Origin of the sequence: Dokdonia sp. R86516 (genome assembly GCF_044596715.1) — a bacterium.
Classification (GTDB): Bacteria; Bacteroidota; Bacteroidia; order Flavobacteriales; family Flavobacteriaceae; genus Dokdonia.
In genome coordinates, this window is sequence record NZ_CP138998.1 from 2813326 (window position 1) to 2827733 (window position 14408).

The 14408-nt window shown below is 37.0% G+C and carries 15 protein-coding genes; 6 read left to right on the forward strand and 9 right to left on the reverse strand.

The features are described 5' to 3' along the window. Entirely contained in the window at positions 1 to 1107 is a 1107-nt protein-coding gene (locus SJY23_RS12575; protein ID WP_396596613.1) for a hypothetical protein, read from the forward strand. A gap of 982 nt (positions 1108 to 2089) precedes the next feature. On the opposite strand, the gene SJY23_RS12580 is transcribed toward SJY23_RS12575, so the two are convergent. Continuing rightward, a complete protein-coding gene (locus SJY23_RS12580; RefSeq protein WP_396596614.1) occupies positions 2090 to 2638 on the reverse strand; it encodes a DUF4251 domain-containing protein in 549 nt (182 codons plus the stop codon). A gap of 101 nt (positions 2639 to 2739) precedes the next feature. Between SJY23_RS12580 and SJY23_RS12585 the strand changes: the two genes are divergently transcribed. After that, positions 2740 to 3969, forward strand: coding sequence for a multidrug effflux MFS transporter (locus SJY23_RS12585; protein WP_396596615.1), 1230 nt, complete (start codon positions 2740 to 2742; stop codon positions 3967 to 3969). Between the two features lie 50 nt (positions 3970 to 4019). Here SJY23_RS12585 and SJY23_RS12590 read toward each other — a convergent pair whose 3' ends face one another. From SJY23_RS12590 to SJY23_RS12605, 4 genes are all read right to left on the reverse strand, one after another. Further along, positions 4020 to 4463 carry a nucleoside deaminase gene (locus SJY23_RS12590; RefSeq protein ID WP_396596616.1) on the reverse strand — a complete coding sequence of 148 codons (444 nt, stop codon included), beginning with the start codon at positions 4461 to 4463 and terminating at the stop codon, positions 4020 to 4022. Between the two features lies 1 nt (position 4464). Next, positions 4465 to 5862 carry an NAD-dependent succinate-semialdehyde dehydrogenase gene (locus tag SJY23_RS12595; protein WP_396596617.1) on the reverse strand — a complete coding sequence of 466 codons (1398 nt, stop codon included), beginning with the start codon at positions 5860 to 5862 and terminating at the stop codon, positions 4465 to 4467. A 207-nt stretch (positions 5863 to 6069) separates the two neighbouring features. Further along, positions 6070 to 6204, reverse strand: coding sequence for a hypothetical protein (locus tag SJY23_RS12600; RefSeq protein WP_262485445.1), 135 nt, complete (start codon positions 6202 to 6204; stop codon positions 6070 to 6072). A 73-nt stretch (positions 6205 to 6277) separates the two neighbouring features. Next, a complete protein-coding gene (locus tag SJY23_RS12605) occupies positions 6278 to 6997 on the reverse strand; it encodes a DUF1223 domain-containing protein (protein ID WP_396596618.1) in 720 nt (239 codons plus the stop codon). A gap of 275 nt (positions 6998 to 7272) precedes the next feature. Here SJY23_RS12605 and SJY23_RS12610 point away from each other — a divergent pair, with 275 nt between their 5' ends. The 3 genes from SJY23_RS12610 to SJY23_RS12620 all read left to right on the forward strand — a co-directional run bounded on the left by SJY23_RS12610 (position 7273) and on the right by SJY23_RS12620 (position 10536). Continuing rightward, positions 7273 to 8553, forward strand: a complete 1281-nt coding sequence (locus SJY23_RS12610; RefSeq protein WP_396596619.1) for a hypothetical protein — start codon at positions 7273 to 7275, stop codon at positions 8551 to 8553. Positions 8554 to 8657: 104 nt separating this feature from the next. Beyond that, complete coding sequence (locus tag SJY23_RS12615) at positions 8658 to 9146, forward strand: CAP domain-containing protein (protein ID WP_396596620.1); 489 nt, start codon at positions 8658 to 8660, stop codon at positions 9144 to 9146. Between the two features lie 73 nt (positions 9147 to 9219). Beyond that, positions 9220 to 10536: a dipeptidase gene (locus tag SJY23_RS12620; RefSeq protein WP_396596621.1), complete on the forward strand. Its 1317-nt coding sequence runs from the start codon at positions 9220 to 9222 to the stop codon at positions 10534 to 10536. Positions 10537 to 10638: 102 nt separating this feature from the next. Here the strand turns inward: SJY23_RS12620 and SJY23_RS12625 are convergent, their stop codons facing one another. Then, positions 10639 to 12162: a DEAD/DEAH box helicase gene (locus SJY23_RS12625; protein ID WP_035336883.1), complete on the reverse strand. Its 1524-nt coding sequence runs from the start codon at positions 12160 to 12162 to the stop codon at positions 10639 to 10641. 140 nt (positions 12163 to 12302) lie between these two features. Beyond that, a complete protein-coding gene (locus SJY23_RS12630) occupies positions 12303 to 12812 on the reverse strand; it encodes a DUF6155 family protein (RefSeq protein ID WP_396596622.1) in 510 nt (169 codons plus the stop codon). 110 nt (positions 12813 to 12922) lie between these two features. Here SJY23_RS12630 and SJY23_RS12635 point away from each other — a divergent pair, with 110 nt between their 5' ends. After that, a complete protein-coding gene (locus SJY23_RS12635; RefSeq protein ID WP_013752154.1) occupies positions 12923 to 13306 on the forward strand; it encodes a hypothetical protein in 384 nt (127 codons plus the stop codon). 94 nt (positions 13307 to 13400) lie between these two features. On the opposite strand, the gene SJY23_RS12640 is transcribed toward SJY23_RS12635, so the two are convergent. After that, on the reverse strand, positions 13401 to 13712 hold the full coding sequence (locus SJY23_RS12640) for a hypothetical protein (protein WP_396596623.1): 312 nt from the start codon (positions 13710 to 13712) through the stop codon (positions 13401 to 13403). Between the two features lie 51 nt (positions 13713 to 13763). After that, positions 13764 to 14360: a GTP cyclohydrolase I FolE gene (gene folE / locus SJY23_RS12645; RefSeq protein ID WP_035336878.1), complete on the reverse strand. Its 597-nt coding sequence runs from the start codon at positions 14358 to 14360 to the stop codon at positions 13764 to 13766. Positions 14361 to 14408: the final 48 nt, after the last annotated feature.

Here is a 14408-nt window from a genome sequence, read left to right on the forward strand (position 1 = left end):
ATGGCAATAATTGATATTCTAATAGTAGAAAACGATCCAAATGATATTCAAGCTTATCAGGATACCATAAGGACCTTGAATATGGAATATGATGGAGATCATGTTATAAATCCAGTTGTCAAAACTACCGAAGAAGAAGGTCTAAAGGAATTAGAAGAAAAGGAATGGTCTGCTGCATTTATAGATTTAAAGTTATCTACAGAAGACATCTTAAGTGCTGAAGAAGGAAATAATTTAGTAAATCAAATTTACACTAAAAGACGGTTTCCTGTTTATATTATCACTAATACTCCCGGAGATGTAAGTCCGGATTTTATTCAATCAGACTTTTTAAGGATTAAAACTAAAGACGGCATTGATTACAATGAAGTTTTTAGCGACATAATTAAAATTCAAGAAACTGGAATTCTTAAAATTATTGGAAAACAAGGTCAAATTGAAAAATATTTAGATAAAATATTTTGGGATAATTTATCAACGTCAATTGACTTGTGGTCTAAAGATAATTCAAGAAATTCCGAGCAAAAAGAAAAATCCTTACTGCGATATACAATCCTTCATATGCTCGAATATCTTGATGAAGCAAAGTATCACCCAAGTGAGTTTTATATAACAAAACCAATTAAAGAAAACATATTTACAGGTGATATAGTTGAATATTTAGGTACACGCTACATTGTTTTGACTCCTTCTTGTGATATTGTCATTCGTCATGATGGAACCAGAAATACTCGAAGAATTTTATTTTGCAAAATAAAAGAATTAAAAAACGAAGTTGAAAATTATCAGTTATTAACGAGAGAAACCAGTGCTAATAATAGAAATCGCGCGCGTTTAAATAGATTTATACAGAACAACTCTAAATCTAATTTTCATTTTATTCCTAGGCACAATGATATTGAAGCTGGTTTAATTGATTTTCAAGATAAAACTACAGTTGGAGTTAGAGCAGTTGAACGTAAATTAGAAAAAGGTGAATGTAAAAGGATTGCGACTGTTTCTATGCCTTTTTTGAAAGATATTATATCAAGATATTCTAATTATTATAGCAGGCAAGGTTCTCCTGACTTTAATTCTGATGAAGTATATAGTTCAATATTTAATTAGTAAGTTGTTGACCTCATAAAATTTTAGCTATAAAAACAGGAGAGAGGAGCGTCATATTTTAGAGGGCTAGCAATACATATTTATAATGTTTAAGACTAGTTCAAAACAATCTTAATCAGTTACAATGTTTTCTAGAATATAGCGATTGAGCACCAAGTTTCCAAAGTTTTGTGCAGCCTTGTTTTTTCTGTTTCATTTTTCATCAAAGAAAAAAATGAAAGGAGCTAAATCAATACTATGTTATTTCTATATTACATAATATTCAAGCTATCAACAAAAAATAATAAACAGCGGAAAGATCCCCAAAAAATCGCTCAAACAAAACCATCCCGCACATTTTCCCATATAAGCGAATTATAACCAAAAGAAAAAACGAAGTATTTTGCAGGTGCTTGCATTGATTAATGCACAAAAGAGGTCAGACATAATTACTCACAAGGTTTTAGTTATAGGATTTCATGAATCCTCTAAAGTCAACTATAGCAGTAAGTCCGAAAAAGAGTTTTGACATAATTACTATCGATATAAAACACCTGTGGTGTTGCTATATCTGTAACTATGTCAAATAGCGCTGAAAAGCGCGCTATCCACTATAGCAATAAGTCCGTAAAAGGGCTGTTACATAAATGCTGACGATATAGACCTAAAGGCGCTATATCTGCATTTATGTAAAATAGAACCGAAAAGGTTCTATTCGCCATTTTACTCATATATCAATTTGTACTATAATTTATATTATGTCAAATAGAATATTTGATTAACCGTTTGCACTCTGTACAAATCCTAAAACAAATAACCATCTGTACAGTCTCTCTTCTTCCTACTTCTAGTTCACAAAGAGAAATTATAAAAGCATACACGCAAAGGTTCTTAAGTTTTTGGAGTAATGGCAATGCTACGTAAATAAACGCTGTCTGTTTATTTGAAATCAAACAGACTCAGTATTATCTGTTCATATTTTCGCGAAAGCGTTATAAAAACATTATTCTGTAACTAAATCCATAAATCCATCATAGCGAATGCTTGAACGTTGAACGCTGTTTACAGAAATCTGAACTTTCTTGGTATTAAAAAATTCTATGAACACCTCATAGGTTTCAGCGTCTCGAGATATAGAAAATTTCATTTCTGTGCGATCTGTTTTGTTGTCTTTGGTAATTTCAAAGGATTTAGGAATTCCAGAAAATTCCACGCCATTTGATGAGTTGTAACCACCGCCCATCCTGCGCTCGCCATAATACGGTAAATAAGCGCTCACGCTATCATTATATATTTTAAGAAAGTTGCCGTTACCTAGTAAATTGATACGGCTACCGCTATTACCAGCCCCTAGCCCATTATTTACTGCTAGTTGGTTGAGCACATTACTTGCCAGCGGGTACGCCCAGGTTGCTGTAATATTAATCTTACGATTGTCTATTAATTCTTGCACACGGCTTGCTGTTGCCAGCTCTTGCTGCGTCATGGGTTGCTTAGTTTTACACGCGATTGCGAGTATAAGAAACGGGATGATGATGATGTATTTCTTCATAAGATGCAGTTTTATTAAATAGGTAGCAAAAACTATTCCTTTGTGGGGTGTTAACACGGTGTTAGATTTTACATAAAACGACCATCGCTCGTAAGGCATTCTTGTACTTTTGCCGAATGCAAAAAACGAAAGGATCGCAAATAGAATTTATCGCACTTATGGCGGCTTTAATGTCTGTCACCGCACTATCTATTGATGCCCTACTTCCAGCACTTGATATTATAGGTGTTGCGATACAAACCAAAACTCCCGCCGATAATCAGCTACTTATAAGCATGATTTTCTTAGGTCTAGGCCTGGGACCACTCGTATTTGGACCACTAGCCGATGCTAAAGGTAGAAAATCTTCTGTTTACTTTGGCTTTACCGTCTTTATAATCGCTTCATTTATATGTATGTACACACGTAGTTTTGAAGTAATGATATTAGGCAGGATATTACAGGGCATCGGACTTTCGGCGCCGCGTACTATCTGTGTTGCTATTATAAGAGACCTTTATGAAGGTGATTATATGGCGCGTATCATGTCTTTTGTCACAGTAGTTTTTTTACTTGTTCCTATAATCGCTCCCGCTATGGGTAAAGTGATTCTGGACATCTGGAACTGGCAAGCGATTTTCTTAGTACAGGTAATAATAAGCCTCTTTGTAATGCTATGGTTCTGGAGGCGCCAGGAAGAGACACTCAAACCAGCAAACAGAATTCCATTCTCTATGGAGCGCATAACGAGGGGTTTCCGCGAGACTATAAAATACAAGCGCACCATGGGATTCACGATTATACAAGGTTTTATTGTTGGTTCGTTTATTGTGTACATAAGTGCTAGTCAGCAAATTTTTCAAAATCAATACGGCCTCGTAGATGAGTTTCCTTACATTTTCGCTGGGCTTGCCTCGGCTATAGGCGCTGCCATCTTACTCAATGCCAACTTTGTCGTGCGTTTTGGGATGGAAAAAATAGTCACCGGTGCGCTCATAGGCTTCTTTATCGTGTCCATATTATATGTAATTCTATTTAATGATGTGCTGCATCCTTCGGTGTATGTACTCATAGGGTTCTTTGCGATGCAGTTTTTCTGTATAGGTTTTATGTTTGGTAACCTTAGAGCATTAGCGATGGAGCCTGTAGGTCACATTGCTGGTATAGGAGCGGCAATTACAGGACTTATTTCTACACTTATGGCTGTTCCCATCAGTACATTTATAGGTCGGTTTGTTGAGGAGACCACGCTCCCACTCTTCATTGGTTTTTCTTCGTGTGCCGCTATCTCACTCTGTATTCTGTTTTGGATAAAGAAAAAGGCTCCAAGAACGGTTGTCTTGAAGCCTTAATATCATTGTAATGGTTTTTAGTACGCTTTCGCGAAAGCGTAACTCCATAATCACTCGTTCCACACCGCAGCTGCCTCTTCTCCAAGAAACTGTTGCATGTTAAACTCTTGATCACGTGCCTCAATATCTCTAGCATAAAACATATCGCTATAGATAAAGCCAGCATTTTTTGCCATCGCAGCAGAAGCTCCGTAATAAATATGCTGAAATCGAGCCCATCTCGCTGCGCCTAAACACATCATGCAAGGCACGCAACTCGTATACAAATCGCAATCTGAAAGATCTTTTGTACCAAGCGCTTTACATGCTAGCTGTATACAGCGTAACTCTGCATGCTGCGTAGGATCTTGCGAACCTCCCACGAGATTATGACAAGCCGCAATGACCTGCCCAGAACGAACAATGACGGCGCCAAAAGCGCCGCCACCGTCTGTATCTTTACCTTCTCTAGCTAGCGCAATGGCCTGCTTCATAAAAGATGACTGATAACTCATATTATTCAGATTCTACTAAAAGTACTGACTTAGCATTTACAAATTCCTTAATCCCGAATCCTCCGTGCTCTCTACCATATCCAGAGTCTTTTACTCCTCCAAAAGGCATCATAGGCTGTGCAAGTCCGTACGAATTAATGAATATCATTCCTGTATCAAAGTGCTCTTGTGCTAGTTTGACTGCTGCTTTTTCATCTTTAGAGAAAATTCCTCCTCCTAGTCCAAAACGGCTATCATTTGCTATGCGCATTGCATCTTCATTATCCTTCGCTCTAATTAAAGAAGCCACTGGGCCAAAGAGTTCGTCATCATAAGCTGGTTGTCCAGGCTCTACGTTACTTAGTACCGTAGATGGGTAGTAATAACCGCTACCATCTGGTATTTCTCCTCCTGTTTCAATTTTTGCTCCTTTTTCTACACTTTCTTTTACTTGGTCGCTTAGCAACTCTTGTAAATCCTTACGAGCAATTGGTCCTAGTTGTGTTCCCTCTTTATTAGGATCTCCCATGACCACATCTTTCATTCCTTGTACAAAGCCTTCCTTAAATGCATCATACACTTTATCTACTACGATAAAACGTTTTGCAGCAATACAAGTCTCACCATTGTTTATGATTCTACCTTGTACACAAGCTTTTACGGCTTCTTCTACATCTGCATCATCAAGTACGATGTATGCATCATTACTTCCCAGCTCTAACACTGTCTTCTTAATAGATGCTCCCGCAGTTTTTGCTATGATTTTTCCTCCAGCAGAACTTCCTGTAAATGTAACTCCGCGAACTTTATCATTGCTTATCACCTTATCAGACTGTACGTGATCTATCACAAGCACTTTAAAGAGTCCTTCTGGCACACCAGCCTTAAGTAAAAGCTCTTCTATTAATAATGCGCTTCCCGTTACATTCTGAGCGTGTTTTAGTAATATCCCGTTACCCGCTAGTAAGTTTGCAATGGCAACTCTAAGTGGCTGGTACGTTGGGAAATTCCACGGCTGGATACTATATATAACTCCTTCTGGAGCATATGATATAATACCTTTTCCGCCATCCATTAGTGCTCGTTCTATGGGTTGTAATTCTTTTACACCATTTTTTGCAGTGTATTCTGTGATAGCAATACAAAGATCAATCTCACTTTTACCTTGTTCAATGGTTTTACCCATCTCATCGGTCATGAGTTGTACAAGTTGATCTTTATAATTTTTTAGTTGCTCTCCTATATTCTTTATTACAGTGGCTCTATCGTCAAGCGATTGCATTTTCCAGTCATTAAAAGCCTCGTGACAGTTGTCTATCGCTTCTGTAACCTGATCATCTGTAAAATATGTATATTCTTTAATTGATTGTTCGGTATGAGGATTTATGGTTCTAAATCCTCCTTTTATTTCTCTTTCCATTGGTAATAATTTTTTTTGTTGTTGTAAAATTAGAGGGAGATCATATGCTTAAGATGCACTTTAATAGTATTTAAGAGTTGTCTTTAGAGAAGTTTAACGAGTAAGGTATCTTCTCGCTGTAAAAAGAAAGAGCCACTAACATATATATGGTAGTGGCTCTTTGTAATTGGTTTGGCTTAGTTAAATAAACAAGTAATTGTATGGATTTTACTCGTTTTCTAATAAAACATCTCCGTTTCCTTTAATCTCAAATTCTTCTTTTGGGATGGTACGATTAAAGTTTGAAGATCTTCTGTGTGCGTCTTGAAAGTCTGCGTGCTTTTTGTTCTGTGTAGTATTCATAGCTTTATGTTTTTTTTGATAAAGGTATTTTAAAGCACCATAGCTAGTTGTTAATCAAAATGCTAATTCAGAGTTATTTAACGTTTTGAGCTGCCGATGCTACAATGCCGTTCTCTGGTTCTGAAACATAAATAACTACTGTAATGTCGTCATCCTTTGCTACCCACGAAGGAATACTTAGAATCACTTCTTGCTGATTATAAGAAGCTTGTTCTTTTTTAAAATTTGCAACGATGTGCGTATTTTTTAAGGTTTTGTTTCTGTTTTCTCCTCTTTTTATAATCGTCGTTTTTTCCTTTACAGTGAGAGCATACATAATTATAGCATTATCTGGAAGCTCTTTAAAATTTGCTTGAATAGTAACACCTTCCGCAACACGCGCAACTGAAGCAATAGTAACTCTTGACTTGTTAATACGACTAGTTTCACTAGCTACTGCGCCCCTGAGCTCTCTTTCATTAGACCCTACCACATGATTACGACCATTAATAACTGCTTGTGGCGTGTACACACTCCTTATATTAAAAGTACGACCATATTCATATTGGTGATTTGTATTACTAGCAGATGCATAAAGATCTTTCCAGCCTATATAATCCCAATAGTCTACATGATAAGAAAGAATAATAACCTCCTCATTAAGTTCTTTAGATAGATGAGCTATCAATCTATCTGCAGGTGGACAACTACTACATCCTTGTGATGTAAATAATTCAATCACCGTAGGAGATTGACCGATTGCTGTAAATATTGTACTTAATAATAAGAAAGAAGTGAGCAGTATTGATTTCATAGGAGCTATTTTATAATGGGTCGAGAGTAGATAGGTTCCATTACATAGCCATTATTAGAATTAAAACGAAACAATAGCAACAACGTTGATGTAATCAGTTTTCGCCAATTTACAAAACTGTTATTCAACAGATTAAGTGTTTTGTGTATTTAGAATTTTCGCGAAAGCGGTACTTCCCTCCTACCTAGCATAATGTACTTTTTAGACTTTGGCACGCTACTTGTAATTACCTAATCGTGAACATCAATCCACACAATTAATTAAAAACGAACATTATGAAACATCTTGCATTATTATTTATAGGACTACTTACCTTCTCGGCAAGTACCTATGCAGCAGTAGAAGATACATCGATACGACGCGGTACCGTATATGACGGTAGCAAGTATATTTTTGTAGAAAACGGTATCGAGTTTTCAGTATTTCCAGATGGAGAATTTGATTTTTACATACCAGAGTATGTAGAAGGCGTAAGTCTTTCTGTAAATGCTGGCCCAGTAGGAATAAGCTTTAACACAGGTTTTGACTACGATCCATACGTACAATATGATGAGTATGGAGCTGTGATACAAATAGAAAACACTCCCCTATATTATGATCACTATGGACGCCTAGCACAAGCAGGTGACGTACGTATCAACTATAGAAACAACAGAATATCTCGCGTAGGAGGACTACAGATTTATTACAACAACCGCGGATTATTTTCTCACTATACAGGCTTCATCAACGTGTATAATAGAAATTATGTATTCCACCCGTATCACAACTATTATTACAGACCAGTTTTTAACAGATGTCTAGTATTTAATACACCATATAGAAGATATTACACACCAGTACGTTATAACTATGCATTCCATAGAAACAATTATAGCAGAGGTTACAACCATGGGTATGCAAATGCTCGCCGTGACTTTAGACGTCCAGATAGAGGTCGTGTAGCTCACAATAATGGTAGACGTGATAATGTAGATCGTAATAACGCTCGCTTTACAAGAGCAAACACAGGACGCGTTGCAAGTGGTGCTAACACTACTACTACAAGAAGAAATAATACTTCTGCACGTAGAACATCTAGCGCAAATACATCAAGTAGAAATGGCCGTGTAGCACAATCTACTAGCCGTAATGGTGCACAGAGAGGTACTGCTACTACAACATCAAGAAGAAGTACAAACAAGCGTGCTGTAATCTCTAATCGTAATGAAACACAACGAGGAAGACCTACAGTAGCTACTACACCTAGACAACGCCCTACGGCATCTTCTAGATCTGGAAATAGCGTACGTAAGAGTACTCCTAGAACTACAAGACCTACAACGCGTACTACAAACAGAAGTACTAAGTCTGTAGCGGCAAATAGAGGATCACGTACACAGTCTAAAGCTGCACCTCGTACCTCACAAAAAAGAGCGGTATCTACTAAGAGTAGAAGCTCAAGTAAAGTAAACTCTCAGCGATCTTCATCTCGTAAAGTTGCACCGCAGCGCACAAGCAGAAGCTCAAATAGCAAGTCAAGTAGAAGCACATCTACGAGATCTAGAAGAGGATAAGAATTAGATTTTTGGTTGGTTAGTTTGGTAGACCCTAGTTGCTATAAGCGCTAGGGTCTTCTTTTTTTTATAACTTAGCTACTATTAACCATAAGTATCTAAATATGAGAATTTTAAACGTATTACTCGTTCTGGTAGTGCTTACTGCCAGTTGTAAAAAGAAAAAGAAATCTAACACCACTACTAGTCCGCCTATTACTTCTACGAGTAACAGACCTAGTGATAGCTCTAGGGAAGCTGCTATCTTACAGCTCGTAAATGACTACCGAGACTCCCTCGGAATGAGCGTCTTGAGAACCACTACCCTATCTCAAAAACAAGCCCTTGATCACACTAATTATATGGTAGACAAGCGGCTTATGAGTCATGATAACTTCTTTAAGCGAAGTGATTACTTAAAGTATAAAGGCGCCAAATATGTGAGTGAAAACGTAGGTAAAGGTTACCGAACAGCACAAGGAGTTGTAAGAGGATGGCTCAATAGCCCTAAGCACAAGAAAGCCATAGAAAGTAATGCTACACATACAAGCATCGCATCCATACAAGATGAAAACGGTATATGGTATGACACACAGCTTTTTATAAACTTTTGATATAATTGCGCTTTCGCGAAAATGTGAACACTCAATTTCAGTATCTTAGGAACTTCAAAAACCATAATAACCAATGATTAGATCCCTTACCATTACCGCTTGTATACTAGCGATGTTTTCTTGTCAAGAATCAAAGAAAAAAGTAGTAGAACCACCCAAAGAAATGACGGAGGCCGAAGTACTAGCAAAAGCCAAAGAAATACACAGCAACGTGATGACGCTAGACACGCATTGTGATATAAACGTAGATAACTTTACAGACGCCGTAAACTATACACAAAACCTGGCATCACAGGTAAACTTACCTAAAATGCAAGAAGGAGGTCTAGACGTGCCGTGGTTTGTGGTCTATACAGGTCAAGGAGAGCTTAACGAAGAAGGTTACAAAGCCGCTTATGAGAATGCAATGTCAAAGTTTGATGCCATTCATAAACTATGTGAAGAGATTGCTCCAGAGCAAATACAGCTAGCTACGACTTCTCAAGAAGCAAGAGATATCTGGAAATCTGGTAAAAAAGTAGCCATGATAGGTATAGAAAATGGATATCCAGTAGGAACAGATGTTTCTAATGTAGAGAAGTTTTATAATCTAGGAGGTCGTTATATGTCTCTAGCCCATAATGGACACAGTCAGCTAAGTGATAGTAACACCGGTGAAGCCGACGATGTATGGCTGCACAATGGACTAAGTGACTTAGGAAAAGAGGTTATTGCAGAGATGAACCGTGTAGGCATGATGATAGATGTATCACACCCTAGCAAGGAAGCCATGCGCCAGATGATTGAGCTAAGTGAGACTCCTATTATAGCTTCTCACTCTTCTGCCAGGGCATTATGTAACCATAGCCGTAATCTTGATGATGAGCAATTGCAATGGATGCAGGATAACGGTGGTGTTGTGCAAACAGTTGCATTTAAAAGCTACTTAAACACAGAAAAAAATGACGCCTACCAAGCCGAAGCAAATCAAATAATAAAAAATATCGCAGATTCTCTAGGTGTAACATGGCTCGATCGCAAGGAAGCGAGAGCACTACCAGAAGCTGGAAGAAAGGCTTACTATGAGACCTACACAAACGTGTTACTTCCAGCACAGAAGAAGAAACTAGCACAACGCACAGATCTTCCTCCTGCCGTAGATGTCACAGACTTTATAGATCACATCGATTACCTCGTAGAAAAGATAGGTATTGATCACGTAGGTATCTCATCAGACTTTGATGGCGGCGGCGGCGTTGAAGGATGGAGTGACGCATCAGAAACTATGAATGTAACTATAGAGCTTGTGCGCCGTGGTTATACACAACAAGAAATCGAACAACTGTGGAGTGTTAATTTACTACGTGTTCTTGACGAAGTACAAGCATATGCCGCAGAGCAGAAAAGCTAAGTTCTAATTATAGAAATTAATCATTCTCAAAAATAAAAGAGCCCAGAAGTTTAAACTTCTGGGCTCTTTTTATAGGTAAATAGTTATAATTTCTTCAAGAGATTACATATCTCGCTCTCTACAAATCTGATTAACTCTAAGCTTTAACTTACGCTCGTAATCCTCTTGTAACCAGTCTCTATAATTTTTAGTATTATTCATAATACTGTATGAATATAAACGTACACGGTAAGCGATATCATCCTTTAACTTACGTGCAAGGATTCTCGCATCAAAAACATCCTCACTATTTTCAATCACCATTTCTGCATGTTGCTCGATAGCATTTTCTAATGCTGTTTTTGCCTTGAGCCCTTCTTTGATTACACGCTTATATTCTTTCTTGATATCAAAATAAACATTCTCAGTATTTGCAAATTCCTTACGTAAATCTGGAGGCATCACATAGGTGAAGTTGCGCTCTATCTCCTCATCTGCAATTAGGTTTTCAAGATAGAAATCTGGGTATGCAAAAATCTCCTTCCAGTCTATTGGTGCTTCCCAAAGTCCAAAACGTGCAGCATTATTTCCTAAATCAAGAACCTTGAATGTAGTTTTACCTGGTGCAATACGCGATCCACGACCTATCATCTGGAAATATAGCGTAAGTGATTTTGTTGCTCTATTTAAGATAATAGTATCTACCGTAGGTTCATCAAAACCAGTAGTAAGAATACTTACAGAAGTAAGTATCGCATCTGGAGTATTTTTAAACCAGTCAAGTATTTCTGTTCTTTCCTTTGCGCTATTTGTGTTATCTAAGTGACGTATATCATACCCTGCCATTTTAAAAGTCTCATAGACATAGCGCGAGGTATTAATACCGTTATTAAATATTAGTGTTTTCTTTCCTTTAGATTCCTCTTCATAGGCACTTAACAGCTTTTGCTGCATGGCGGTATCTGTGTACAGTATGTCTGACGACTTTACTGTATAATCACCATTAATACCAAGTTTAAGCGAACTCAAACCTACGTTATAGCTTATAGTTTTTGCTTTAGATAAAAACCCTCTCTTTATCAAAGCAGGTATACTCTCCCCTATTAAAAGTTCGCTATAGTTGTCTTTCATAGGCAACTTAATATTAGAACTTAGTGGAGTTGCGGTTACCCCTAAAATAAAAGCCTTTTCAAAGTAGCTAAAGAGTTTTCTAAAAGAGTTATAGTGCGCCTCATCAATTATGACAAGACCCACATCTTCCATGTTCATCTGTTCCTCTTGCAATCTGTTTGTAAGCGTTTCTACCATCGCCACATAACACATGTAGTCCTCGCTATCATCTAGCGTCTTTACATCACTGCTTATGATCATGTTAGGGACCATAAACTCGTTAAGCATTCTTGATGTTTGATTAGAAAGCTCAATACGGTGCGTGAGGATTACTACTTTTTTATTTGCTCTTTTTATATAATTACGCACTATTTCAGAGAAAATAACCGTTTTTCCACCACCGGTAGGTAGTTGATATAACAAGTTATAATCTTCTGATGTACGATCCATTACGCTAAAAACAGCCTCAAGATCCTTGAGTTGGTAGTCGTATAATTCTTTTTCTGGAGTTTCTTTTTCTTGAATAGCGTCGCTCAAAAGTGTAGGTTTCTTCGGTTAAAAGTGAATCTTGCAAAACTAAGGGATTTTTATGCTTTCGCGAAAGCGTACTGCAAGAATTCTTAACACAATTTTAAAAATTATGTCATATTTAATTAAAATAGGTAAAAGAGTATGCTTTAAGATGGGTCTGCTGCCTCGTCAAACATATCGGCATTAGGCCATTTACTTTCTTCTGCTAGAGAAACGATGCGCTCTATTCTCTCTCCTAGTTCTTCTAATAAATGATGATAAGTAGCATACTGCACGAGTTCCTTAAATGAGTTGAGCATACTTTTATAAAATGCTTCTGGTTGTCCCGGACTAGACTGTTCAAACGTCTGAGCGATTTCAATATTAAAAATCATCACATCAGAAAGTAATAGCGGGTTCATGCCCAGTGTTTTAAAGTGTTTAATATACTTCTGAGCAATAGAACGTCTTTTTCTAGGGCGTTTACGTCGGGTAGGGAAATACTCGTTACTTATTTTAATTTTTGCCTCGTCTACGAGTTTATCTTCTTTGGGGTTAAAAACAAAGTCATAATAGGTCTTCACCTCAGGTATGCGCTCGTAAAGCTCCATAATTTGCTCTTGAAGCTCTACATTACTCAGTGTGGAAATTTGCTTTTTTAACGCCCGTTTACTCATTGCTAATTGATAAGTTATTGCGAATTTATAATAAAAAATAGTCGTAAAAAGCGAATCAAAAACCTATTTTTGCAACAATACCAACTTCATATATAAATCATCATTTTACAATGAATACACTTCAAGATAGTAAAGCCGTAAACTTGATCAAAAAACTCATAGGAGATGTTGCTCAAAACGGAATTATAACAAATACAGTGGTTGAAGACCTTAAAGCACTTCGCCCTCATACTATTACTGAGCAGCTACCATTATTAGCCAAAGCTACACGCCTTGCTGCTGAACATATAGAGGAAACAGGAACTTTTGCAATACCTATTCCTGCAGATGATGACATTGAAGATGAAAACGAGGAGATTATTGCAGCTGCAGATCCTGCCGAAAGCACTCCTGAAGAAAGCTTACACTACTTCTTTTGCCTAATTAGAGATGTAGATAAAAAAACTAATGAAGATGAATTACGTGAATACGTAAAAGCATTAAGAGAGTACTAGATACTGCGACTTCTAGTAAATTTCATATAAAAAAGCCACTCAATCGAGTGGCTTTTTTATGTAATCTAATTTTATGTGTAAAATTAAAACTGGACTAGTCTAATTTCTTTTCGATACTTTTTCCAATTGCCGAATCTTTAAATATGAAAGTATACAGCCACATTAACGTAAATGAAGGTATAATGTCTAGCCCAGGAACCACCTCTTCTATAAAGGTAATAACACCCCCTACTTTTCCTGCCGTGCCCTTGTACATACGTGTCATAAGATAAGCAGATAGTGGTGCCCAGACCACATCAGAAATGTCTCCTAAAACTGGTAATACCCAACTTGAGGTTACAATGCCTAAAACGTCTATAATTAGACCGAAGATTAATAATTTGTATTTGTTAGTTTGATTATCCATAAGCGTATTAAATGTAATACTTTTAGTTAATCAAATAACATTCCAAAATTATTAATCTAAACTAGACGAAATTAATTTAAGAAATTCATTACGCGTTTCTTGCTTTTCAAATTGCCCTCTAAAACCAGACGTTGTTGTTGTTGAGTTTTGCTTTTGCACACCTCTCATCATCATACACATATGAGATGCCTCAATTACCACAGCGACACCTTTGGGATTTAACGTCGAGTTAATACACTCTAGAATATCATGTGTAAGTCTTTCTTGTACCTGTAGTCTTCTTGAAAAAACATCTACTATACGTGGTAATTTACTGAGACCTACAATGTGTCCATTAGGGATGTAAGCGATATGAGCTTTTCCAAAGAAAGGCAACATATGATGCTCACATAATGAATACAACTCTATATTCTTTACGATAACCATGTCATCATAATCCTCTTTAAACATAGCGCCTTTCAAGATGGCACTAGGATCCATTTCATATCCAGAAGTAAGGAACTGCATAGCTTTTGCTGCTCTTTCCGGTGTCTTAACGATTCCTTCTCTATCGGTATCTTCTCCTAAGTTTTTAATGATTGACGTAAAATTATCTTTTATTTCGTCAGTAACTTCAATATTGTATTCTTCAAAACTTCTATAAGGCATAGGAGATATTTTTTTTGTTTAATCAAAGATACTATTTATTAAACATTA

Coding starts and splice junctions, on each gene's coding strand:
- SJY23_RS12575 (WP_396596613.1), top strand. CDS start 1: ATGGCAATAATTGATATTCTAATAGTAGAAAACGATCCAAATGATATT.
- SJY23_RS12580 (WP_396596614.1), bottom strand. CDS start 2,638: ATGAAGAAATACATCATCATCATCCCGTTTCTTATACTCGCAATCGCG.
- SJY23_RS12590 (WP_396596616.1), bottom strand. CDS start 4,463: ATGAGTTATCAGTCATCTTTTATGAAGCAGGCCATTGCGCTAGCTAGA.
- SJY23_RS12595 (WP_396596617.1), bottom strand. CDS start 5,862: ATGGAAAGAGAAATAAAAGGAGGATTTAGAACCATAAATCCTCATACC.
- SJY23_RS12600 (WP_262485445.1), bottom strand. CDS start 6,204: ATGAATACTACACAGAACAAAAAGCACGCAGACTTTCAAGACGCACAC.
- SJY23_RS12605 (WP_396596618.1), bottom strand. CDS start 6,997: ATGAAATCAATACTGCTCACTTCTTTCTTATTATTAAGTACAATATTT.
- SJY23_RS12610 (WP_396596619.1), top strand. CDS start 7,273: ATGAAACATCTTGCATTATTATTTATAGGACTACTTACCTTCTCGGCA.
- SJY23_RS12615 (WP_396596620.1), top strand. CDS start 8,658: ATGAGAATTTTAAACGTATTACTCGTTCTGGTAGTGCTTACTGCCAGT.
- SJY23_RS12620 (WP_396596621.1), top strand. CDS start 9,220: ATGATTAGATCCCTTACCATTACCGCTTGTATACTAGCGATGTTTTCT.
- SJY23_RS12630 (WP_396596622.1), bottom strand. CDS start 12,812: ATGAGTAAACGGGCGTTAAAAAAGCAAATTTCCACACTGAGTAATGTA.
- SJY23_RS12635 (WP_013752154.1), top strand. CDS start 12,923: ATGAATACACTTCAAGATAGTAAAGCCGTAAACTTGATCAAAAAACTC.
- SJY23_RS12640 (WP_396596623.1), bottom strand. CDS start 13,712: ATGGATAATCAAACTAACAAATACAAATTATTAATCTTCGGTCTAATT.
- folE (WP_035336878.1), bottom strand. CDS start 14,360: ATGCCTTATAGAAGTTTTGAAGAATACAATATTGAAGTTACTGACGAA.